This is a genomic window from Streptomyces aculeolatus (genome assembly GCF_020400605.1).
Lineage (GTDB): Bacteria > Actinomycetota > Actinomycetes > Streptomycetales > Streptomycetaceae > Streptomyces > Streptomyces aculeolatus.
Window position 1 is genome coordinate 220,981 of the sequence record NZ_JAINRD010000004.1, and the last position, 22,756, is coordinate 243,736.

Consider the following 22,756-nt stretch of genomic DNA (forward strand, 5'->3'; position numbering starts at 1 on the left):
TCCCCGTGCGGCCCCCTGCCGCCCTCGTAGATCCTGCGCGTCAGTCCCGGTCGCGGTAAAGCCTTCGCTTGTTGATGTAGCGAACAACGCCGTCAGGCACCAAATACCAGACGGGTTCGTCGCGAGCCACCCGTTCCCGGCAATCCGTCGACGAGATGGCGAGCGCGGGAACCTCGACCAGCGACACCCTGCCCTCGGGCAGCCCGGGGTCGTGCAACTGGTGACCCGGCCTGGTCACGCCGATGAAGTGCGCCAGTGAGAACAGCTCCTCGGCACCCCGCCAGGTGAAGATCTGGGAGAGCGCGTCGGCGCCGGTGATGAAGAACAGCTCCGCCTCCGGTTCGAGCCCGTGCAGCTCCCGGAGGGTGTCGATCGTGTACGTCGGGCCGTCGCGGTCGATGTCGATGCGGCTGACCGAGAACTGCGGGTTCGACGCCGTGGCGATCACGGTCATCAGATACCGGTCCTCGCGCGGCGAGACCACCTTGTCGCTCTTCTGCCACGGCTCCCCCGTGGGCACGAAGATCACCTCGTCGAGGTGGAAGCGGGCGGCGACCTCGCTCGCCGCCACCAGGTGACCGTGGTGGATGGGGTCGAACGTCCCGCCCATCACGCCCAGTCTGCGCCTCACCGCAGTCAGCGGTCCCGGTTGAAGCGGGTGGTGATGAACAGCAGGAGCAGCAGGATGAACAGCGCGCTCCCGCCGACAAAGTACGGGTTGAGACTGGAGTTGCTCTCGTGCTCGCCGCCGCCACCGCTCTCGGATGCGGAGGCGAGGGTCACGGCGAGGTCGTGGGCGGCGGTCAGAGCGCTCATGGTCACTGTGGCCAATCCGTGTCGTCGGGTGGGCGTGCCTCGACATCGTAAGCGGGTCCGCGGCCCGCCCCCACGTCGGCTCCGCCATCGGGGGCGCCGGGCGCGGCCGCCGCGGCGGAGGCCGAGGTCACCGCCGGGTACGGATGCCGTGACGAACCTGCTACGGAACTCCCCGCCGCGCCGGCCCGTTGTCGCACTAGCCTTGGGGGTCAGACGTACGGGGAGGGGACGGACAGACATGCCTGAACTCAACAAGAACGTGCCGAGCCGAGAACGCAGGAGGTTCCCGGACATCTCCTCGCGGGCGTACGAGCACCCCGCCGACCGCTCCGCACTCGTCTCGCTGCGCAAGCTCACCGGCTTCGACAAGGTCTTCAAGGCGATAAGCGGCATGCTGCCGGAGCGCTCGCTGCGGCTGCTGTTCCTCTCCGACTCGGTGCGGGTCAGCGACCAGCAGTTCCAGCACCTGCACGACATGCTGCGCGACGCCTGCTACATCCTGGACCTCGACAAGGTCCCGCAGATGTACGTCAAGCAGGACCCCCAGCCCAACGCGATGTGCATCGGCATGGACGAGCCGATCATCGTCGTCACCACCGGCCTCGTCGAGCTGCTCGACGAGGAGGAGATGCGGGCCGTCGTCGGGCACGAGGTGGGCCACGCGCTCTCCGGCCACTCGGTGTACCGCACGATCATGCTCTTCCTCACCAACCTCGCCCTCGCGCTCGCCTGGATCCCGCTGGGCGCCCTGGCGATACGGGCCATCATCGCCGCGCTGCTGGAGTGGTTCCGCAAGTCGGAGCTGTCCGCGGACCGCGCCGGGCTGCTCGTCGGGCAGGACCTGGAGGCGTCGATGCGCGGGCTGATGAAGCTCGCCGGCGGCAACCACCTGCACCAGATGAACGTCGACGCGTTCCTCCAGCAGGCCGAGGAGTACGACAAGGGCGGCGACGTCCGCGACTCCGTCCTGAAGATCCTCAACGTGCTGCCGCGCAGCCACCCGTTCACCACCATCCGCGCCGCAGAGCTGAAGCGGTGGGCGGAGAGCCGCGACTACCAGCGGATCATGGACGGCCACTACCCGCGGCGCGACGAGGACAAGGACGCCTCCGCGCGCGAGTCCTTCCGCGAGTCCGCCAGCAGCTACGCGGACACGGTGAAGAACAGCAAGGACCCGCTGCTGCGGCTCGTGAACGACATCGCGGGCGGCACCGCCGACATAGGCGGCAAGCTGCGGGACCGCTTCAACAGCCGCGGCTCCGGCGGTGCCGGCGGCTCCACTCCGTCTGACGGCTCCGGACCCTCGGACGCCTCGCCCAACTGAGCACCGTCCCCCCTCCGCTCAGCGAGCAGCGCCCACCGTACGCACGACGCCGCCGCCCCCTCGTCCCGGGGCGGCGGCGTCTTTCGTACGTGCTTCCTCGTGCGGCGCTTCTCCGTACGGCGCGTGCTACGACGCCTGCGTGGCCTGCCCCGTGTCCAGCACCCCGCACAGCGAGCCGCTCAACTGCCCCGGCGTCGCGAACGGGTTGGTGCCGTGCGGCGTCTTCTGCGGGTCCCGCTCGCCGGCCAGCAGCGGCCGCAGATACCCCGAGGCGTCCGCGGTGCACGCCAGCGGCCCGGCGGTCAGCGCGGTCTCGGCCAGCTCCAGCTGCCGGTCCCGCAGGTCGTCGTGGTCGAAGCGGAGGCGCACCTGGCGGCGCACGGTGAACAGCGAGGCGTCCGCCTTCCCCGGCGTCCCGGCGGACGCCTTCGCGGGGCCCAGCACGTAGACGAAGACGTGGTCGGCACTGACCTCCAGCTCCTGCTCGCCGACCTCCGCGAACGTCACCGCGCCGTCGACCCGTACGCTCTCGTCGGCCAGCCGCACGTGCTCGGGGTCGAAGCGGACCATCCAGCCGGTCGCGGCGTGCCTGCCGTCGTCGGCGGGGCGCGCCAGGCTCTGGTCGAACTGGCCGTGCTGCTGCGGGTCGAGCTGGACGCGGATGTCGCGGACGTTGTGGCCGGTGAGCGTGTGGACGTCGACGGCGGACGTGACGAGGTAGTCCTTGCTGGCGGTGAGGGCCTGGACGACCTGTTCCTCGGTGAAGTTCCGGGTCGCCGCCGGGTCCGGCAGCTCGATGCCGGCGGCACCGGTGCCGAAGTCCGCGGCGGGGCTGCCGGCGATCAGCTCGCCGGGCGCACCGCCGGGCACCGGGCCCTCGGGGGTGAGCGGGACGACGGTGCTGCGCAGCGGCGCCGCGGCGGGGACGCCGGGCTGCCGGTAGGGGTGGCGTACGCCCATGTAGATGGCGGTGCCGAAGGCGAGCGCGATGAGCAGGACGAGTACCAGGGCCTGCCGGGAGGCGCCGGGCCGCTGGGGGCGGCGGCTGCGTACGGCGGGGCTGTGGTCGCCGACGCGCTCGCGGGCGGAGTACTCCTCCAGGCGGGCAGCCTTGACGAACGCCTCATCGAAGACGATGGAGCGGTATTCGTCGTCTCCGCCTCCGGGGGCGCGCTCGGGGGTCCCGTCGGGCGGGCCTTCGTGCCCGGCCATATACAGAAGAGTAGGTCCGCGGCGCCCCACGTAAACCGGCGCGTCAACGCCAACTTGCCACTGCGCCATGGGGGTGCCGCCCATGGCAGCAGGACGTAGGGGGAGGGTGTGGATCAATCGGGCGGAAGCGGTTGCCGTAGTTCGCCGGCGCCGGTCCGGCGGGGGGGGCCGCAGGGCTCAGCGCGGCGTCAGCGACGGCTCGCGGGCGTCCGCGCCGGTCGTGGCCGACGGGCTGGAGCCGCCGGGGGGCGGGGCGTCGTCGCGGCCGTCGGGGCCGGAACGGTACACGGCGGCGAAGGACAGCGCGACTATGCCGACGCCGAGGAGGAGGGCGAGCAGGAGGGCGACGGGGCGCTGCCAGTGCCCGTGGCCGCGGTACGGGCGCAGGGCGCCGCCGTAGGGGCCGTACGGGTCGGGGGCGTCCGGGTCGTCCCAGCCGTCGTACAGCCGCTCGTCCTGCGCGGCGCCGTCGAGGACGGCCTCGGCCTGGGCGCGCGCCTCCGCGGCGCCGACCATGCGCTCCACGGCGCTGGGCTCGTGGAAGTGCGCGGAGCGGACGAAGTCCTCGTCGAGCACCACGGCGGCGAACTCTTCGTCCGCGCCTCCGTGGTGGTGGCTGTCGGGCTCGTCACCGTCGGCGTACGGTGGCCTGCCCCCCACATCGTCCGGCACCCGACCAGCGTAAACCGGGACAGTCGGGATGCGCCAGGCAACGCGGGATCCGGAGTCGGCTCCCGGCCACCGCGACGGGCGCGCACGGAGGGCGGCCGCGGGCCGCGGGAAGGGGCCTGTACGGCCCTCTCGCGGCTTCGGGTCGGCCGCCGGGCGCAAAGGGTCCGGATGGTCCGTTCGGCGGTCGGGCGCCGGGCTACTGGCCCTTGAGCTGGCCGTCGCCCGTGACGACGTACTTCGTCGAGGTCAGCTCCGGCAGCCCCATCGGCCCGCGGGCGTGCAGCTTCTGCGTGGAGATGCCGATCTCCGCGCCGAAGCCGAACTCCGCGCCGTCGGTGAACCGGGTGGAGGCGTTCACCATGACCGCCGCGGAATCGACCAATGCGGTGAAACGGCGGGCCGCGCCGGTGTCGCGGGTGACGACTGCCTCGGTGTGCCCGGAGGACCAGCGGCGGATGTGCGCCACCGCGTCGTCCAGGGAGCGCACCACGGCCGCCGCGATGTCGTACGACAGGTACTCCGTGGCCCAGTCCTCGTCGTCGGCGAGCTGTACCTCCACGCCCGCCGCGGCGCCCGCCTTCACCCAGGCGTCGTCCCCGTGCACGGTGACGCCGGCGGCCCCGAGCGCCCGCAGCGCGCGGGGCAGGAAGACGTCGGCCACGGCCTGGTGGACGAGGACGGTCTCGGCGGCGTTGCACACGCTGGGGCGCTGGGCCTTCGAGTTGACGAGGATCTTCTCGGCGAGGTCGAGGTCGGCGTGCTCGTCCACGTACACGTGGCAGTTGCCCGTGCCGGTCTCGATCACCGGGACCGTGGACTCCTCGACGACGGTGCGGATGAGGCCGGCGCCGCCGCGCGGGATCAGCACGTCGACCAGGCCGCGGGCGCGCATCAGCTCGTGCACCGACTCGCGGCTCTGCCCGGGCACCAGCTGCACCGCGTCCGGCGGCAGCCCGGCGGAGGCGACCGCGTCGCGCAGCACGGCGACGAGGGCGGCGTTCGAGGCGTACGCGGAGGAGGAGCCGCGCAGCAGCACCGCGTTGCCCGACTTCAGGCACAGCGCGGCGGCGTCCGCGGTGACGTTGGGCCGGCCCTCGTAGATGATGCCGACGACGCCCAGCGGCACCCGCACCTGGCGCAGCTCCAGGCCGTTCGGCAGGGTGGAGCCGCGGACCACCTCGCCGACGGGGTCCGGCAGCTTGGCGACGTCCCGGACGTCGGAGGCGACGCCGGCGATCCGCTCCTCGGTGAGCGTCAGCCGGTCCACGATCGCGTCGGAGACCCCGTCGGCCCGCGCGCGGGCGACGTCCTCGGCGTTGGCCGCGACGACCTCCGCGGCGCGCGCCCGGAGGGCGTCGGCGACGGCCAGCAGGGCGGCGTCCTTGGCCGCGCGGGGCAGCGGGGCGATGATCGCCGCCGCGGTACGCGCGCGCTGGGCGGCCTGGCGGACCGGGGACTGGGTTTCGCTGCTCATGCCGAGCAGCGTAGTCGGCGGTGCCGACATCGTGGACGGGCCGTATCACTCCGCGAGACGCGGGCACCGGCGGGTGTGTGCTCCCGCGCTTCGCCTCGCGCGCGTGCGCCGGGAGCCGCCCCAGGGCGCAGAGCCCGCCGCGCACGCCGGGGCGTGCGCTCCCCCGCCGCCTCCGGTACGGCCCTCTGCCGCCCGGACCGGCCGCCGCGGCTCAGAACGGATGCACCCCCACGGGCACCGCCGGGGCCGGTCCGTAGCCGTCGGCGATGCGCTGGTGGTACGTCTCCCGCGCGATCACCTCCAGGCCGACGATCTCCCACGGCGGCAGCTGCGCCGACGCCCGGTGCTCCCCCCAGAGCCGCAGGGCCACGGCCGCCGCGTCGTGCAGGTCGCGGGCCTCTTCCCAGTAGCGGATCTCGGCGTGGTCGTTGGCATAGCGGCTGGTCAGCAGGAAGGGATGGTCGTGCGCGAGCCGTTCGAGGCCGCGTCTGACCTCCTTCAGCGGGGCTTCGGGTCCTGCGACGCTCAGCGTGACGTGCCACAGCCGGTGGGCACCGTCCGGGGCGGACCCGTCGGCGTCCGCCCCGGCCCCCGGCTCCGCCACGCTGCCCGCATGCCCACCTCCGGTCCCCTTGACGCTGGTCAGCGTCCGCTGTGCCGTTCCCCGGGGCAGCGCCCCTGGACGCCCTTGTGTCACGGGCGGCCTCCTGAATACGAGTCTGCAACGGGCTGCGCGCCGCGGCAGCCCCATACAACAAAGTTGACCAGCCGACGCGGTCGCCCGTGGTGCTTTTGCCCAAGGTCTCTGCCGCGACACCGGTTTTTTCGCGCGCCGCGCGCCGGTCTCACGCGGGGTGCGGCGCCCGTCGCGCGCCGCTTGCCGCGCACCCCCCGGCAACCGTCACTTGCCGCCCGGCAGTTGCGGCACCTCTGTTGCCGCCTTCGACGCCGAGGAGCTGCCGCGTCAGCCGCGACCGCGCACCCGCCGCGCCGCCGTCACGCCTCAGTTGTCGAGCACCACGAGGTCGTCCCGGTGCACGACCTCGCGCTCGTACGCCGGACCCAGCTCCTTGGCCAGCTCGCGGGTGGAGCGCCCGAGCAGCCGGGGCAGCTCCTCGGCATCGAAGGCGACGAGCCCGCGGGCGACCGCCCGGCCCGCCGTGTCCCGCAGCTCCACCGGGTCGCCCGCCGTGAACCGGCCCTCCACCTCCTTGATCCCCGCCGGCAGCAGCGAGGTGCGCCGCTCGGTGACGGCCCGGACCGCGCCGTCGTCCAGCACCAGCGCCCCCTGCGGGGTGGAGGCGTGCGCGAGCCACAGCAGCCGGCCCCGCGCCCGCCGCCCGGTGGGGTGGAAGTACGTGCCTGTGGGCTTCCCCGCCAGCGCCGCGTCCGCATGCACGGCGGAGGTCAGCACGACGGGCACGCCCTCGCCGGTGGCGATCCGGGCGGCCTCGACCTTGGTCACCATGCCGCCCGTGCCCACGCCGGCCCGCCCCGCGGGGCCGAGCCGGACCCCGGCCAGCTCACCGCGGTGGCGCACCTCGGCGATGCGGGAGGTGCCGGGGGCGGCGGGCGGGCCGTCGTAGAGGCCGTCGACGTCGGAGAGGAGGACCAGCAGGTCCGCGCGGGCCAGATGGGCGACGAGGGCGGCGAGGCGGTCGTTGTCGCCGAAGCGGATCTCCTCGGTCGCGACCGTGTCGTTCTCGTTGACGACGGGCACGGCGCCCATGGCGAGCAGCTGCTCCAGGGTGCGCTGCGCGTTGCGGTAGTGGGTGCGGCGGCTCATGTCGTCGGTGGTCAGCAGCACCTGCCCGACACGCCTGCCGTAGCGGGCGTACGAGGCGGTGTAGCGGGCCATCAGCAGCCCCTGCCCGACGCTGGCCGCAGCCTGCTGCCGAGCCAGGTCGCGGGGCCGCTTGCCGAGGCCGAGCGGCGCCAGCCCGGCGGCGATGGCCCCGGAGCTGACCAGCACGATCTCCCGCCCGGGGTGCTTGGCGAGCGCGTCCACCAGCGCGTCGACCCGGTCCGCGTCCAACCCGCCGGACGCGGTGGTCAGCGAGGACGACCCCACCTTCACGACGATCCTGCCGGCCCCCGCCGCGGCTTCCCGACTCGCCCCTGCCACCTGTTACCCCTGCGCTTTCCCGGCCCGCGTCCGATACGTACGGAACTGCGAATCTACGCCACCGCCCGGCCCGCGGGCCGCGCCGTCCCACGGTACGGACAACCGTCCGGACCCCGGCGCCCCCGGCCCGGCCCGGACCCGCCCGGACCGGGTCCGCCCGGTGCGGCGCTCCGGAAGAAATGCGCTCATCGCAAAAACGAAAAGGTCACCGAGGCCCGCTACACGCATTTGAGCCCGATTGGCCGCCCATGCCGGGTGGAGAATTGTCTCCTGCCCCGTGACCGTCATACGGTCTGGGGTCAACTCCCTACCACCCCCGGAACCACGCGGTCCCGGGACTGTCCTCACGACCTCCCTGCCAGGAGTCAGCACCCGTGCCTCTAGCCGGTATCGCCCCCCGCCGCGCCGTGCAGCTCATGGCGCTGACAGCGCTGCTAGCAGCGTATTGCGCGCAGCTCGTCGGCGCGCTCAAGCCCAACGTGCCGCTGCTCGTCGCCGCGGCGGCGGGCGGCCTCGCCCTCGACCTCTATCTCCAGCACCAGCAGCCCGGGCTGCTCTCCCTGCTTAGCAGGGTCCGCTTCGACGTCATGGTCCGCCAGCTGCTGCGCGACATGCTCATCCTCTTCGGCCTGCTGCAGATCGACGGCATCGAGCCGCTGAAGGAGCAGTCGCCGCTGACGGTCATGCTGCTGTCGTCGTATCTGCTGCACTTCCTCATCCAGGGCGTCACGATCATGGTCCGCCGGGACCGCACCGTGCCGGTCGTCACCCGGAACGTCGACGTCTCCGCGCTGGGCCTCTCCCCCGCCCCGCCGCGGATCCTCGCCCGCCGCTCCAGCCACCGCCTGCTCTACCTCTCCGTGCCGGTCACGGTCGGACTGCTGACCACGGCCGCCACCGCGGACGCGGTGTGGGGCGTGCTGGGCCTCGGCATCTCGCTGGCGCTGAGCCTGGGCGGCGCCCTGTACCTGGCGACGTGGCTGCTGCCCGGCAAGCGCACCGCCGACGACCAGCGCGTACGCGAGTGGTTCGCCGGCTGGCTGCAGGAGTACCGCCCGACCGTCGGCCTCTACTTCTCCGGCGGCGCCACGTCCGCGTACCAGGCCAACATGTGGGTCTCCACGCTGGCGGCCCTCGACGGCAAGCCGCTGATCGTGCTCCGCGAGCGCTTCATGGTGCAGAAGATCACCGCCACCGACGTGCCGATCGTCTGCCTGCCCAAGGTCGCCGACCTGATGCTCCTGGAGCACTCGACCCTGAAGATGCTGCTGCACCCGTCGAACTCCGGGAAGACCTCGCAGGTGCTGCGCATCCCCACGATCAAGCACGCCTTCACCAACCACGGCGAGAGCGACAAGCTGTCGAGCTGCAACCCGTACGCGAAGGCGTACGACGAGGTGTGGGTGGCCGGCCCCGCGGCCCGCGACCGCTACCAGCTCGCCGACATCGGCGTCGACGACCACGACGTGGTCGAGGTCGGCCGCCCGCAGCTCGCGCCGATCCGCCCGTACCCGGGGCCGCCGCCGTCCGACGGCCTGACCACCGTGCTGTACGCCCCCACCTGGGAGGGCTGGGACGGCAACCCCGGCAACACCTCCGTCGTGCTGGCCGGCGAGAACATCGTGCGCGAGCTGCTCGCCGACCCCAAGGTGCGGCTGCTGTACAAGCCGCACCCGCTGACCGGCTCGGTCGACGTCCGCGCGGGCGAGGCCAACAAGCGGATCCAGGCGATGATCACCGAGGCGAACGCCGCCATGGTCGCGGAGGCCGCCGCGGGCAACCCGGGCGGCTCGGACGGCTCGGGTGCCGAAAGCGCCGACCGCGCCGAACGTACGGCCGCGGCCGGGCGGGGCGTCGAACGGCCCGGACCGGAGGCCGCCGCCGAGCTGGCCCGGGCGCAGACGGAGCTGGACGCACTGGCCACGTCGACCTTCCGGCCCGGCGCCGACGAGGTCGAGCGCATGCTCGTGCAGTCCTCCCCGGAGGCCGGCCGGGCCGAGGCCGTGCAGGCCGCGTCCGACGCCTGGGAGGCCGCGTACTGGGCCTCGCTGCCCGCGTGGGAGCACCAGATCATCACCGACTCGCGCCCCGGCATCTACGCCTGCTTCAACGTCGCGGACGTGCTGGTCAGCGATGTCTCCAGCGTCATCTCGGACTACCTGTCCAGCGAGAAGCCGTACGCGGTCGCCAACACCAGCGGGCTGACGGAGGCCGAGTTCAAGGCGGAGTTCCCGACCGTGCGGGCCGGCACCATCCTCGGTCCGAAGGCGAAGCAGGTCCCCGCCCTCCTCGAAGCCGTCCGCGACCCGGAGCACGACACGCTGGTCCGGGCCCGCGCCGAGCTGAAGGAGCACCTGCTCGGGCCCTCCGACCCGCCGTCGCTGGAGCGCTTCAACGCCGCCGCGGTGGCGCTGTGCGCCAAGGCGGATGCGCGCGCGGCGCGCATGGACGCGCGAGGGGAGTCCGATATCCCTTCACAGCGTCGGGACGCGGCCGAGGAGATGGAGCTGGAGCCGGAGGAGCCGGCAGGCGTCTAGGCCGCGTCCCCGACACGGATCCGGTGCCGGGCGAGGACGCCGACGCGAGCGCGGAGGCGGAGTTCGACCCGGAGGCGGATCCCGACCTGGAGACGTGAACGGCGGCGGCCCGCGGGAGCACGATCCCGCGGGCCGCCGCCGTCGTCGTTCCGCGTCACGCGAAGGGGTCGAAGTCCTCGTACTCCTCCTCCGCCCGCTCCGCGTCCCGTTCCCGGCGGCGCTGCGCGGCCGGGCGCGGGGCGTCGAAGCGGTGGTCCTCGCCGCGCCGGCCCAGCATCTCCGCGCCCGAGGCCATGGCCGGCTCCCAGTCGAAGACGACGGCGTCGTCGCCGGTGCCGATGACGACGTCGTCGCCGGGCTTCGCGCCCGCCTTGCGGAGCTGATCCTCGACGCCCAGCCGGTTCAGCCGGTCGCCGAGGTAGCCGACGGCCTCGTCGTTGCCGAAGTCGGTCTGGCGCACCCAGCGCTCCGGCTTCTCGCCGGTGATACGGAACAGGGAGGAGCCGTCCCCGTCGCCGCCCTCGCGGGCGACGGTGAAGCCCGCCTCGTCGACGGCCTGCGGCCGGATGACGATCCGCGTCGACTCCTGCTTGGGCCGCGCCGCGCGCGCCGCGGAGACGATGCCGGCGAGCCCGTACGACAGCTCCTTCAGGCCCGTACGGGCGACCGCGGACACCTCGTAGACCGTGAAGCCGCGCTCTTCGAGGTCGGGGCGCACCATCTCGGCCAGGTCGTGGCCGTCCGGGATGTCGATCTTGTTGAGGACGACCACGCGCGGCCGGTCGTCCAGGCCGCCGTACGCGCGCAGTTCCTCCTCGATGACGTCGAGGTCGCTGACGGGGTCGCGGTCGGACTCCAGGGTCGCGGTGTCCAGCACGTGCACGAGCACCGAGCAGCGCTCGACGTGCCGCAGGAACTCCAGCCCGAGGCCGCGGCCCTCGCTGGCGCCCGGGATGAGGCCGGGGACGTCGGCGATCGTGTACGTCACGGCGCCTGCGGTGACGACGCCGAGGTTGGGCACCAGGGTGGTGAACGGGTAGTCGGCGATCTTGGGCTTGGCCGCGGACAGCACGCTGATCAGGGACGACTTGCCGGCGCTCGGGTAGCCCACGAGCGCGACGTCGGCGACGGTCTTCAGCTCCAGCACCACGTCCTGGGCGGTGCCCGGCTCGCCGAGCAGCGCGAAGCCGGGGGCCTTGCGGCGCTGGGAGGCCAGCGCGGCGTTGCCGAGGCCGCCGCGGCCGCCGCGGGCGGCGACGTAGGTGGTGCCGTGCCCGACGAGGTCGGCGAGCACCTCGCCGTCCTGGGTGAGGACGGCCGTGCCGTCCGGTACCGACAGGACGAGGTCCTTGCCGTTGGCGCCCGCGCGGTCGCCGCCCTCGCCCGGCTTGCCGTTGGTGGCCTTGCGGTGGGGGGTGTGGTGGTAGTCGATCAGGGTGGTGACGTTCTGGTCGACGGTGAGGATGACGTCCCCGCCGTGCCCGCCGTTGCCGCCGTCGGGGCCGCCGAGCGGCCGGAACTTCTCGCGGTGTACGGAGGCGCAGCCGTGTCCCCCGTTGCCCGCGGCCACGTGCAGGGTGACGCGGTCCACGAAGGTGGTCATTGGGGTGTGCCTCCCGGCGGTGTGGAGCGATCAGGGTCTGCGGCGGCGTACGGGACGCTCGTGCCGTACGCCGTCATGGGAACACGCCGAGGGCGGCCCGGCTTCCCCGCACGTACTCCGTGGCACGTGCGGAGCGGCGGACCGCCCTCGGATCAGCTGTGTGGTGTCCGGAGCCGGTGGTTACTCGGCGGCCGGGACGATGTTCACGACCTTGCGGCCGCGGCTGGTGCCGAACTTGACCGCGCCGGGGATCAGCGCGAACAGCGTGTCGTCGCCGCCGCGGCCCACGCCGGTGCCCGGGTGGAACTTGGTGCCGCGCTGCCGGATGATGATCTCACCGGCGCCGACGACCTGGCCGCCGAAGCGCTTGACGCCGAGCCGCTGGGCGTTGGAGTCGCGACCGTTCCGAGTGGACGATGCGCCCTTCTTGTGTGCCATCTCTCCTCAGTCCTTACTTCGCGGCCGGCGCGGGGATCTGGGTGATCTTCAGCGCGGTGTGCAGCTGGCGGTGACCGATCCGCTTGCGGTAACCGGTCTTGTTCTTGTACTTCAGGATGTCGATCTTGTCGCCCTTGTGGTGGTCCACGACCTCGGCCTGGACCTTCACGCCGTCCAGGACCCAGGGGTCGCTGGTCACGGTCTCGCCGTCGACGACGAGCAGAGTGGAGAGCTCGACGCTGTCGCCGACGCTCTTGCTGGAAATCCGGTCTACCTCGATGACGTCGCCCACAGAAACCTTCTGCTGGCGGCCGCCGGTGCGCACGATCGCGTACACGCGCTTCAGCTCTCTTCCTCAGTCGCGACGGAGACCCCTGATGCCAGCCGCTCGGCTGGGGCACATGGGATGAGCGGCCTCTCCCGCCGCTCACGAGGAGACCGCGGGAGGGAGTTGCTCAGAGGCCTGGCATGTCACACAGACACGCCGACGAACCAGATTACGGGCCCCTTGACCGCCTGGTCAAACCGGTCTGGGCCGGTCGTTTGGATCTTGCCGGATCGGGGAGCGGCGGCTGGTGCCGTGCATCGCAAGGCGGAGGAGGGAGGCGACGCGGAGCGTCGTCGACCGACGACAACGCCGCAGGGGGTACCGCCCACGCGCGCTCTGCGCGCTGTGGGGGAGCGGTGCCAGGCGTCGCGAGCCCGGCGAAGATCCAAACGACAGGCCCTAGCGGAAGGCGCGCTCGCCGTCCTGGGGCAGCGGCTTCACACCCTGGCACAGGTTCGTCCTGTCCGCGGTCCCGGGCCACGCGACGCTCCGCACCGACGTGTAGTGGTCGACGTACGTGTCGTGCACGGGGTCGCTGTCGATCTTGACCACGGCCTCGTCGTTCTCGCGCAGCGCGGGGCCGGTGAAGTTCTGCGAGCCGGTGAAGACCAGCTTGTCCCGGGAGCCGGCGTACATGCCGTCGATCAGCACGTACTTGTTGTGCACGATGTACGGCGTGGTCAGCTTCTGGCCCGGGTTCTGCGGGTCGCGGTCGTCGTTGTAGCAGCGCAGCGAGGGCCCGCCCGAGGCGTGCAGCACCTCCCAGGTGCCGGGGGTGCCGCCCTGGCTCCTGGCGCTGTCGGACTCGGCGTAGACGAGGCTGACGCCGCAGCCCGCCTTCTTCAGCGCGACGAGCTTGTCGGCGATCGCCTTGCGGGTGATCTTGAAGATCGCCACCCGGACCAGGGTGCGCTGGGTCGCGCCGGTGGCGTCCTTGTACGTGCAGCGCACGTTGTCGAGGACGGCGTGGATCGTGTCGGTGCTGTTGGTGGTCCCGGCCCGCGGGAAGAAGTACGCCTTGTAGAGGCCGTTGCTGGCGGTCACGGCGCGGTAGCGCCAGGTCGACCACTGGGCGCCGACCATGTCGCGGAAGTACTCCGAGTACGCCCCGTACATCGCCGGGTTGTTCGGCAGCAGGAGGGCGTCGTTGAAGAACTTCGTGTGCGCGGAGGGGGTCGAGTTGGAGGTCGTCTGGACGACGACGTCGCGGGCGCCCTCGACCTCGGAGAAGAGCCAGAACTTGTTGTGCATGATCGACGTCCCGTACTTCGGGTCGCCGAGGCAGGACTTGTCGACCGGGCAGAGCTTGACGAACGACCCGGCCGCCGTGCTCGTGCCGAGCGCCGCCTTCAGGCTGCCGTACATGGTGTTGTCCGGCCGGTCGCTGCGGCTCGACTCGTCCAGCAGCACCTGGACGTTCACGCCGCGCGCGCGGGCGCGTACGAGCGCGTCCACGATCGGCTGCTCCCAGATGTGGTAGACCGCCACCTTGATCGTCGAGCCGGGGACCGCCGCGTCGGTCAGCTCGATCAGCCGGGTGCGGATCGCGTGCTGCTCGTCCACGGTGCCCAGCGGGTCGTTGAAGATCGGCCCCTCGATCCACACCCGCGGCTCCGCCGCCGCGCTGCCCGCGCCGGTCACGGCGGTGGCGCCGGCGGCGGACAGGACGGTGGCCAGGGCGACGGCCTGGCGCGCGCCCTTGCGCGGCGCGACGGCCCGGTGGCGCCCGGTGGGCTTGAACACGGACATGGAAGGAACGACCCCCTGGGGTGCACGGCTGCCGGGTGCTGCCTCGACCTGCCGTGCGATGGGGGCGCCCGCGCGTTCGAGTGCGGTGTATCAAAACCGGCACGCGGAGCGATGTCAAGCGCACCGACAAAGGGGGACAGAACACCCCTCGCCCCGCCGGCGGACCGGCGGGGCGAGGGGCGTACGAAACGGATCCTGCGGCGTCAGCCCTCCGTGGTGACGGAGACCGAGGCCGGGGAGCCCTGCTCGGCCGCGGCGGTCTTCTTGACCGACTTCTTCGCCGACTTCTTCGCCGTGGCCTTCGTCGCCGCCTTGGTGGCGGCGGACTTGGTCGCGGCCTTCTTCGCGGTGGTCGTCGCCGTCTTCTTGGCCGCGGCCTTCTTCGCCGTCGCCTTCTTGGCGGAGGCGCGCTTGGCAGCGGTCTTCTTACGGGCCCGGGGCTTCTCCGCGGCGTCCGCCTCCACGGCGGCCGGCTCCGGGGCCTGGACGGGCTCCACGGCCGCCACGGACGCCGCTGCGGGCTCCGCCGCCGCCTCCGCGGCCACCGGCGCCGCCTCCGCCCCCGCGTCCGCACCGGCGGGCTCCGCGTCCGCCGCCTCCGCGGCCTTCGGCGTCCCGCCCGGCGACATCGCCTTGCGGGTCACCCGCCGCCGCGTACGGGCCGGGCGCGTCGCCTCCGCGGGCTCGCCGGCCCCGGCCTGCTCGGGCACCACGGCAGGCACGACGGGCTCGGCACCCGCGGCCTCGGCGGGAGCGGCCTCGGCCGCCTTCGCCTCAGCGCCGCCCTGGACGTCCCTGGCCTCCTTGGGCTCCTTGACGTCCTTCGCTTCCCTGACGTCCTTGGCTTCCTTGCCTTCCTTGCCCTTTTTCTTGCGCTTGCCGCCGCCGGACCCGGCCGCCGTGGCCTGGTCCATGTGCACGATGACGCCGCGGCCGTTGCAGTGCGCGCACGGCTCGGAGAACGACTCCAGCAGGCCCTGCCCGACCCGCTTGCGGGTCATCTGCACCAGGCCCAGCGACGTCACCTCCGCGACCTGGTGCTTCGTACGGTCCCGGCCCAGGCACTCCAGCAGCCGGCGCAGCACCAGGTCCCTGTTGGACTCCAGCACCATGTCGATGAAGTCGATCACGATGATGCCGCCGAGGTCCCGCAGCCTGAGCTGCCGCACGATCTCCTCGGCCGCCTCCAGGTTGTTCCTGGTGACCGTCTCCTCCAGGTTGCCGCCCTGCCCGGTGAACTTGCCGGTGTTGACGTCGACCACGACCATGGCCTCGGTCCTGTCGATCACCAGCGAGCCGCCAGAGGGCAGCCACACCTTGCGGTCCAGCGCCTTCATCAGCTGTTCGTCGATGCGGTACGTGGCGAAGACGTCCACCTCCGACGTCCACTTCGACAGCCGCTCGACGAGGTCCGGCGCCACGTGCGAGACGTAGCCGTGGATGGTGTCCCACGCCTTCCCGCCGCTGACGATGACCTTCGAGAAGTCCTCGTTGAAGATGTCGCGGACGACGCGGACGGTCATGTCCGGCTCGCCGTACAGCAGCGTGGGCGCGTTGCCGCTCTTCGCCTTCTTGCGGATGTCCTCCCACTGCTTCTGCAGCCGCTCCACGTCCCGGCGCAGCTCGTCCTCGCTGGCGCCCTCGGCGGCCGTACGGACGATGACGCCGGCGTCCTCGGGGACGATCTTCTTCAGGATCGTCTTCAGCCGGGCCCGCTCGGTGTCGGGCAGCTTGCGGCTGATGCCGGTCATCGAGCCCTCGGGCACGTACACGAGGTAGCGGCCGGGCAGCGAGACCTGGCTGGTCAGGCGGGCGCCCTTGTGGCCGATGGGGTCCTTGGTGACCTGGACCAGGACGGACTGGCCGGACTTCAGCGCGTGCTCGATGCGGCGCGGGCTGTGGGCGAGGCCGAGGGCCTCGAAGTTGACCTCGCCGGCGTAGAGGACCGCGTTGCGGCCCTTGCCGATGTCGACGAACGCGGCCTCCATGGAGGGCAGGACGTTCTGCACCTTGCCGAGGTAGACGTTGCCGACGTACGACGCCGACTGCTCCTTGTTGACGTAGTGCTCGACGAGGACGTTGTCCTCCAGCACGCCGATCTGCGTACGGTCGCCCTGCTGGCGCACCACCATGACGCGCTCCACCGCCTCGCGGCGGGCCAGAAACTCGGCCTCGGTGATGATCGGCACCCGCCGGCGGCCCTGCTCGCGGCCCTCGCGGCGGCGCTGCTTCTTCGCCTCCAGCCGGGTGGAGCCCTTGATGGACTGCACCTCGTCGCTGGGCTCGGCCTTGGCGCGGGGCTCGCGGACCTTGACGACCGTGCGCTCCGGGTCGTCGGACGCGCCCTCGGAGCCGTCCGCGCCCTCGGTACGGCGGCGCCGGCGGCGGCGCCGGCGGCTGCTGGTGCTGCTGGCGGAGCCGCCCTTGCCACGGTCGCCGTCCTCGGCGTCGCCGTCCCCGGCCTCCGCGTCGGCCTCGCGGGCGTCCTCGTCGGACTCGGCGCCCTCGTCGCCGCGGTCGCCGTCCTCGGCGCCCTCGCCGCGCCGCCTGCGGCGTCCGCCGCGGCGGCGCCGGCGGCGGCCGCGGTCCTCGCCGTCCTCGTCCTGCTCGTCGCGGTCCTCGGCGGCCTCGGCGCCGGCTTCCGCCGCGGCCTCCGTCCCCGTCTCTTCGGTCTCTTCGGTCTCTTCGGTCTCTTCGGTCTCGTCGGCCTCTTCGGCCTCCTCCGGGCCCACCGCCGCCTCGGCGGCGGCGCGCTGCGGCGTCTGGAACGCGGGCTCGGTGAACACCGGCGCCTGGAACAGCGCGAGCGGCGCGGCCCCGAAGCCGGGCGCGGACTGCTCGGCGCCGGGGTCGGAGAACTGCCCGGCGGCGTCGTCCGCGGCCGGCTCGGCGGCGGCCCGGCGGGCGCGGCGCCGGGGGGTGGCGGCCTCGGGCTCGGCGGCGGCCTCGGCGGGCGCGGCCTGGGCGGCGGTCCCGGTCTCGCCGGCGGAGGCGGCGGCGCGGCGGGTACGGCGGCGGGGGGCGGCGGCCTCGGGCTCGGCGGCCTGCTCGCCGGGCGCGCTCGCGGCGTCGGCGGCGGGCTCGCCGGCCGGGGCGGTCACGCGGCGGGTACGGCGGCGGCCGGTGCCGGCGGCCGGCTCGGTGTCGGCGGGGGCGGCGGCTGCGGCGTCGGCGGGCTCGGCGGCGGCCTGCGCGGCCGGAGCGGAGTCGGCGGCCGGCGCCTCGGCGGCGGGCTCGACGTGGGTGGGCTCGCCCGCGGGGGCCGTGACCCGGCGGGACCTGCGGCGCCGGGTGCCCGCGGCGGGCTCGGCGGCGTCCTCGGCGGCGGGCGCGGCGGCGGCCGCGGTCTCCGCGGCTTCGGGGGTCTCGGCGTCGGCGTCGGCCTTGCGGCGGCGGGCGCGGCGGGCGCGCGGCGCCGGCTCCTCTTCGGCCGCCGGGGCCTCGGCGGGCGCGGTCAGGGGCTGCTCGGCGGCGGGCTCCACCGCCTCCGGGGTGGCTGCGCTGCGTACGACACGGCGGCGCTTGCGCCCCTTCGGGGCGGCGTCGGCGTCCGCTTCCGGCGCGGCCTCCGCGGCGGCCGGGGCGGGCCCGGCCTCCGTCGCCGGCTGCGGCGCGGCCTCGGCGACCGGCTCCGCCGCGGTCTGCGGCGCCTGCTCGGTGCCGGCGGCCGGGGTGCCCGCCGTGCGGGTCACCCGGCGGCGCCTGCGGCGGGGGCCGGAGTCGGCGGAAGTATCGGCGCCCTCGGCCTCTGTTTCGTTGTCGGCCACGGTGTGGGCTCCCTCGTTGGTGCTGTCGTTGTGGTCTGTGGTGGCGGTGTCGCCGGCCGCGGCGGGCTGCGGTACGGGGTCCGCGGCGGCCGCCGGCTGCGGCGTCCCCGCATCCCGTACGACCCGCCGCCTGCGCGGCGGCGCGGCCTCGGCGGCCGGCTCGGCGGCGTCCCGGTCCTGAGCGGACGCGGACACCGCGTGCCCGGCCGTCGCGGAGCCGGGCTGCTCGCCCGTCGGCACCGCGGTGGTGTCCGGCACGGCGGCCTCCGGCGTGCCGGCGTCACGGACGACCCTGCGCCGCGAACGCCTCGCCGGCGGGGCGGCCGCGGACTGGCCGGCGGCCTCGGCTGCTGCGTCCACGGCCGGCTCCGTGAGCGCGGACGTGGGCATGCCCGCCGTTTCCACGGCGGGCTCATGGGTCGGCGCCGGCCCCGGGTCCCCGGCGGCCGGCTCCGCCGCCGCACGCTGGCGGCGGAAGGGCAGGCGGTCGCTGGGGGTGTCGAGCGGTCCGCCGACGGCGGCTTGGGCATCGCCGGTGATGCCCGCGGAAGGCGACTGCGCTTCCGAGGGCTCAATCGGTTCGAGCATGCGGGCGGTTCTCCCGTCACGCCCCCGGGCGCCACTCCCCGTACGCGGCGGCGCCCGTGCCGTGCACAGGGCCACCGCCCGGGACGTATGCGCCGCGCGAGGGCTCTTGTCTCGCTCGCCGGACCCGCCCTCCTCGGGCGGACCGGCGAAAGTCTGCTGGTCCATGCGCCTGCCGGGTCCGGGGTGGCTCCCTCGTCCACCGGCGGCGCTTCGACACCGTCCCTATCCGGTGCCGTCCCCTGCCGTGGGCGGGGTTCCGCTCGCGACCTGCGGTGTGGCGGCGAGGGCCTTGGTCTCGTCGGCATCGTCGCGGTCCGGCGCAAGCGGATCGGTCACCGTGCCGGTCTCCGCGTCGAGCGGCCCCTGCGCCAGCCTGGTCACCGCTGCCGGGACCGGCGGCGCCAGGTCAGCCGCGACTCGCAGGCCGGACAGGACGTCGTCGGGTCGTACGGCAGGTGTCAGGTGCCGCACTACCAGCCGCAGTATCGCACAGGGACCCGCCTGCGGCCTATCGCCCCCGTCCGGGAGCACGTCGAGCGCGGCCACCGCGCCGCGCGTGTCGAAGGTTCTCATCCCCTTCTTCGTCTGCCGTTCCACCTCGACCGTCTCCGCGGCCAGGAAGGCGCGTACCGCCTCCTCGGCCGTGGCGGGCGGCACGCCGTCGAGCCGCAGCTCCCACACCGAGGCCCCCAGCCGGTCCGCGAGCCCCGGGGCGCGGGCCTCGACGGCGTCGACGACGTCGAGGCCGTCGGGCAGGGACTCGTCGAGCAGCGCGCGCAGCAGCTCCGGGTCGCGGACCTCGGTGAGCGCGATCTCCAGGTACTCGGCCTCGCTCGCGGTGCCGGTGGGCGCCGCGTTCGCGTACGAGACCTTGGGGTGGGGGGTGAAGCCGGCGGAGTACGCCATGGGCACCTCGGCCCGGCGCAGCGCCCGCTCGAAGGCGCGCTGGAAGTCGCGGTGACTGTTGAACCGGAGGCGGCCGCGCTTGGTGTAGCGGAGTCGGATGCGCTGCACCGGGGGTGCGGGCGGCGGGCCTTCGGGCTGTCGCTTGCCCAGAGTCGTTCAGTCCTTCGTCCGAGAGCTTGTCCTGCCCCCAGGGTACGTGCCCGCCCTTCCGGCGGCTGCGCTCCGTCCGTCTTTCATGTAGGTAGCACGAACGCGGCGTTGGCGGCCGGCGCCGCCGCGGAACGGGCGGTCAGCGGCGCTCCGGCCCGTGCTTGACCAGGTCCACGGCGGGCGCGGCGGCGTCCGCGGGCGCCGTTCCTGCCGGTTGCCGCGCCGGACCGGGCGCGGGATTCCGCGGGCCGCCGAAGAGCGCGGCACGCAGCTCCATGCGGGTGCGGCGGGCCGTCGCCCGCGCCGCCGCGAAGGCGTCCCGGACGGTGCGCCAGGCGCTGCGGACGGCCCGGCCCAGGGGGCGGGCGGTGGCGTTCCAGAACCAGCGGGTGATGCGCCCGGCGACGGGCCAGACGGGGGCGATCACGTAGCGCCAGAGGAGGAGGAAGGGGACGAGGAGCATGTGCAGCACCCAGCCGACAGCGGTGAGGAGCATGCGGAGCACCCACAGCAGGCCCTTGCCGAGCGGCTTGAGGACGTACGACCAGAGCAGCTTCAGCGGCGCCACCACCAGCCGGTCCCACGCCCACACCAGCCCTGCCGCCGCGGCGTCGATCGCGTAGGCGATCCCGCGGCCGACGGGGCGCAGGACGTGGCGGTGGAGTGCGATCGCGGGGACGACGACGAGGTAGTGCAGCAGCCACCGCAGACCGTGCCCGGCGGGGGTCATGAGGTTCGCGTACAGCCAGGCGGCCGGCGTCACGACCAGCCACCGCCACACCCACGCCACGGGCGCGACGACCAGCCACCGCCAGACCCGGGCCACGCCGCGGCCCAGCGGCGCCAGCACCCTGCGGCACAGCCAGACCACGGGCCGCGCCACCAGGCGCTCGGCCAGCCACAGAAGCGCCCTACCGAGCCCCTTCAGGGCGGCCACGAGCACGTCCCACACCGCCCGGACCGGCACCACGAGGATCAGCACCACCCAGCGGACCGGGGCGGCGAGACAGCCCCCGCCGGCCGCGTCGCCGCCCGGCGCCTTCGGCCCGTACCGCTCCCGGTTCCGTTCCGGGTTCCGTTCCCGCTCCTGGGCCACAGCCCTCATCCCCCTCGTCCGCCCGCGCGGACGCGCCCCCGTGCGCCGCTACGCCCGCGCCGCCCCCGTGGCGACCCAGTACCGCAGCTTCAGACCGCGCCGGTCCTCGAACACGCCCCCGTTGGCCTCGATGACCTTCCGCGACCCGACGTTGTCGTGGTCGCACGTCACCAGCACCTCGGTCAGCCCCAGACCGCGGGCGACGGGCAGCGCGTCGCGCAGCATAGCGGTGGCGTGGCCGCGTCTGCGGGCGGAGGGACGGACGTCGTAGCCGATATGGCCGCCCTGCTCGCGGAGCCAGCCGGTGAGCGAGTGCCGGATGGCGATCCGGCCGAGGTAGTCCTCCCCGTCCACGTACCAGAGGGTGGTGCAGTGCACCCAGCCCGGGCGGATCATCGGGATCGTCTCGTCGGCCTCGGCGCGCAGCCCCGCGACGTACGAGGCGAAGACCGCGGGGTCGTGCCAGCGCCGGCGCCACCGGCGGAGGTCCTGGCCGATGGACGTGTCGTCGCCGACCGCCCCCCTGCCCTCGGCCTCGAACTCCTTCATCGCCCCGGCGAACGAGGCGCGGAATCGAACGTGGGGGGTGGTCAGTTGCGGCATCGGCCCATGCTTACGGGCTCCGGAGCGTCGCGGCAACCGGATAACCGGAGGTCACAGCGTATTCACAAAACAGTTGAGGCGGATGCGCACAGTGAGGCTCTTGGGAGAATTTCCGGTATTCCTGGGGTTTGTGGAAGCATGACCGCGAACGTGTCGATTCCTCACTGGTGGTGACCATGGGCCAGCACGCCTCCCGATTCCCCTCCCGTACGCAACGCGCCCTGCTGCGCGCCGGCCTGATCGCGGCGGCCGCCGGCTCCGCGCTCGCGGCCGGCGGAGCGGCCGGGGCCGCCGCGGCGCCCGCGGGCGGTCCGGCCCCCGGCACGGCGCTCGACACCCTGGGCAAGCTGAAGGTCGGCAAGGACAACAAGATCGAGACCGAGCAGGTCGCCGAGGCACTGGCCGGCGTCGCCCAGGGCGTGGACACGAGCAGGCGCGCGGCGCTCGCACCGCTGACGGGCCTCCAGCTCAACCCGATGGCCAAGACCGGCTCCGATCCGCTGGACAACTCGGTCGGCACCGCGATCGGCGAGAACGGTGCGCCGCTGAGCACGGCGGCGGCCACCGGGCCGCTGGCCGAGGGCGCGTCGCTGAGCGAGCTGCCGACGGCCGGCCCGCTCGTCTCGCGCATCGTCGGCTGAACGCAGCGGCACAGCAGCCGGAAGCCCCGGCGCAGACGGCCCGCGGAGAACACTCCGCGGGCCGTCTGCGTGCGTACGGCGCCGTTGCCGCCGTACGCGGCTTCCGTACCCGCCCCGCACAAGGCCCAGGCCCGGGGCGAGTGCGACTCGCCCCGGGCCTGGTACCGGGATTCCCCTGTGCTGCGGGACTCAGCCGGCGTTGTTGCCCGCGCCGTTGCCCGAGATGATCGGGAAGTCGTCCAGCAGGTGGGACAGCGGCGCGTCGCCCTGGTCCGCGCTGGAGTTCTTGGCGCAGGTCTGGTTCTGGTTCTGGCTCAGGACCTCGTTCACGCCGATCTGGGCCAGGCCGAGGATGTTCTGCACGTTCTTCGCGGCCTGCGGCAGCGCGATGCAGGGCTCGTTGAGCGAGCCGTTGACCAGGGCCATGTTCGGGCTCATGTAGCCGCCGGTCTGGGTGTTGCCGTAGGCCTGCGTCGAACCGTTGCCGTTGGCGTACGGGCCGTCGCCGGTGTCGTCGGCGGCCAGCGCCTGCGGGGCGGCCATCGCGGAGGCGCCGAGCATGGTGACGGCAACCGCCGCGGTCTTCAGGTACTTCTTCATGATTTTTTCCTTTTCCGCCTGAGGGAACAACGATGCGGGCACGCTGTACAATTCCGCACCCTTGAGTGGGTTATCCTCGATCGCCCTTTCGGAACGATCGGATAGTGTCCGGAGCGAAACCGACCGC

Annotated in this window: 19 protein-coding genes; 3 read left to right on the forward strand and 16 right to left on the reverse strand. The window is 73.6% G+C overall.

Going from position 1 to position 22,756, the window contains the following annotated elements; translation table 11 throughout:
* Positions 1–40: 40 nt before the first annotated feature.
* Both nadD and LG396_RS09650 read right to left on the reverse strand, forming a co-directional pair.
* Positions 41–610 (reverse strand): nicotinate-nucleotide adenylyltransferase, encoded by a 570-nt coding sequence (nadD, locus tag LG396_RS09645; protein WP_372483478.1) that lies wholly within the window; start codon positions 608–610, stop codon positions 41–43.
* A 26-nt stretch (positions 611–636) separates the two neighbouring features.
* On the reverse strand, positions 637–816 hold the full coding sequence (locus tag LG396_RS09650; RefSeq protein WP_020679004.1) for a hypothetical protein: 180 nt from the start codon (positions 814–816) through the stop codon (positions 637–639).
* Between the two features lie 238 nt (positions 817–1,054).
* Here LG396_RS09650 and LG396_RS09655 point away from each other — a divergent pair, with 238 nt between their 5' ends.
* Entirely contained in the window at positions 1,055–2,140 is a 1,086-nt protein-coding gene (locus tag LG396_RS09655) for a M48 family metallopeptidase (RefSeq protein ID WP_027766746.1), read from the forward strand.
* Between the two features lie 126 nt (positions 2,141–2,266).
* On the opposite strand, the gene LG396_RS09660 is transcribed toward LG396_RS09655, so the two are convergent.
* The 5 genes from LG396_RS09660 to proB all read right to left on the reverse strand — a co-directional run bounded on the left by LG396_RS09660 (position 2,267) and on the right by proB (position 7,623).
* On the reverse strand, positions 2,267–3,352 hold the full coding sequence (locus LG396_RS09660) for an SCO2583 family membrane protein (protein WP_225794403.1): 1,086 nt from the start codon (positions 3,350–3,352) through the stop codon (positions 2,267–2,269).
* A 177-nt stretch (positions 3,353–3,529) separates the two neighbouring features.
* Complete coding sequence (locus tag LG396_RS09665) at positions 3,530–4,024, reverse strand: SCO2584 family spore wall biosynthesis protein (RefSeq protein ID WP_372483479.1); 495 nt, start codon at positions 4,022–4,024, stop codon at positions 3,530–3,532.
* Positions 4,025–4,220: 196 nt separating this feature from the next.
* Complete coding sequence (locus LG396_RS09670; protein WP_037753159.1) at positions 4,221–5,498, reverse strand: glutamate-5-semialdehyde dehydrogenase; 1,278 nt, start codon at positions 5,496–5,498, stop codon at positions 4,221–4,223.
* 211 nt (positions 5,499–5,709) lie between these two features.
* Positions 5,710–6,195, reverse strand: a complete 486-nt coding sequence (locus LG396_RS09675; RefSeq protein ID WP_225794404.1) for a DUF8830 family protein — start codon at positions 6,193–6,195, stop codon at positions 5,710–5,712.
* 306 nt (positions 6,196–6,501) lie between these two features.
* The gene (proB, locus tag LG396_RS09680) at positions 6,502–7,623 is read right to left on the reverse strand and encodes a glutamate 5-kinase (RefSeq protein WP_078523775.1); all 1,122 of its coding nucleotides are present in this window, start codon (positions 7,621–7,623) and stop codon (positions 6,502–6,504) included.
* 374 nt (positions 7,624–7,997) lie between these two features.
* On the opposite strand from proB, the gene LG396_RS09685 reads away from it, so the two are divergent.
* Positions 7,998–10,160 (forward strand): hypothetical protein, encoded by a 2,163-nt coding sequence (locus LG396_RS09685; protein WP_225794405.1) that lies wholly within the window; start codon positions 7,998–8,000, stop codon positions 10,158–10,160.
* Positions 10,161–10,314: 154 nt separating this feature from the next.
* Here the strand turns inward: LG396_RS09685 and obgE are convergent, their stop codons facing one another.
* The 8 genes from obgE to LG396_RS09725 all read right to left on the reverse strand — a co-directional run bounded on the left by obgE (position 10,315) and on the right by LG396_RS09725 (position 21,388).
* Entirely contained in the window at positions 10,315–11,763 is a 1,449-nt protein-coding gene (gene obgE, locus LG396_RS09690; RefSeq protein ID WP_225794406.1) for a GTPase ObgE, read from the reverse strand.
* 180 nt (positions 11,764–11,943) lie between these two features.
* Positions 11,944–12,201, reverse strand: a complete 258-nt coding sequence (gene rpmA / locus LG396_RS09695) for a 50S ribosomal protein L27 (RefSeq protein ID WP_018834298.1) — start codon at positions 12,199–12,201, stop codon at positions 11,944–11,946.
* Positions 12,202–12,214: 13 nt separating this feature from the next.
* Positions 12,215–12,538, reverse strand: coding sequence for a 50S ribosomal protein L21 (rplU, locus tag LG396_RS09700; protein ID WP_018834297.1), 324 nt, complete (start codon positions 12,536–12,538; stop codon positions 12,215–12,217).
* A gap of 390 nt (positions 12,539–12,928) precedes the next feature.
* On the reverse strand, positions 12,929–14,278 hold the full coding sequence (locus LG396_RS09705; RefSeq protein WP_225794407.1) for a phospholipase D-like domain-containing protein: 1,350 nt from the start codon (positions 14,276–14,278) through the stop codon (positions 12,929–12,931).
* Between the two features lie 203 nt (positions 14,279–14,481).
* Positions 14,482–18,633 (reverse strand): ribonuclease E/G, encoded by a 4,152-nt coding sequence (locus tag LG396_RS09710; RefSeq protein ID WP_225794408.1) that lies wholly within the window; start codon positions 18,631–18,633, stop codon positions 14,482–14,484.
* Between the two features lie 222 nt (positions 18,634–18,855).
* Positions 18,856–19,647, reverse strand: coding sequence for a TIGR03936 family radical SAM-associated protein (locus LG396_RS09715; protein WP_018834294.1), 792 nt, complete (start codon positions 19,645–19,647; stop codon positions 18,856–18,858).
* A 181-nt stretch (positions 19,648–19,828) separates the two neighbouring features.
* A complete protein-coding gene (locus tag LG396_RS09720) occupies positions 19,829–20,794 on the reverse strand; it encodes a hypothetical protein (protein WP_372483480.1) in 966 nt (321 codons plus the stop codon).
* A gap of 39 nt (positions 20,795–20,833) precedes the next feature.
* Positions 20,834–21,388, reverse strand: coding sequence for a GNAT family N-acetyltransferase (locus LG396_RS09725; RefSeq protein ID WP_186543148.1), 555 nt, complete (start codon positions 21,386–21,388; stop codon positions 20,834–20,836).
* Positions 21,389–21,564: 176 nt separating this feature from the next.
* Between LG396_RS09725 and LG396_RS09730 the strand changes: the two genes are divergently transcribed.
* Positions 21,565–22,029, forward strand: a complete 465-nt coding sequence (locus LG396_RS09730) for a hypothetical protein (RefSeq protein ID WP_225794410.1) — start codon at positions 21,565–21,567, stop codon at positions 22,027–22,029.
* Between the two features lie 189 nt (positions 22,030–22,218).
* Here the strand turns inward: LG396_RS09730 and LG396_RS09735 are convergent, their stop codons facing one another.
* Entirely contained in the window at positions 22,219–22,629 is a 411-nt protein-coding gene (locus LG396_RS09735; protein WP_018834290.1) for a rodlin, read from the reverse strand.
* Between the last annotated feature and the right edge of the window lie 127 nt (positions 22,630–22,756).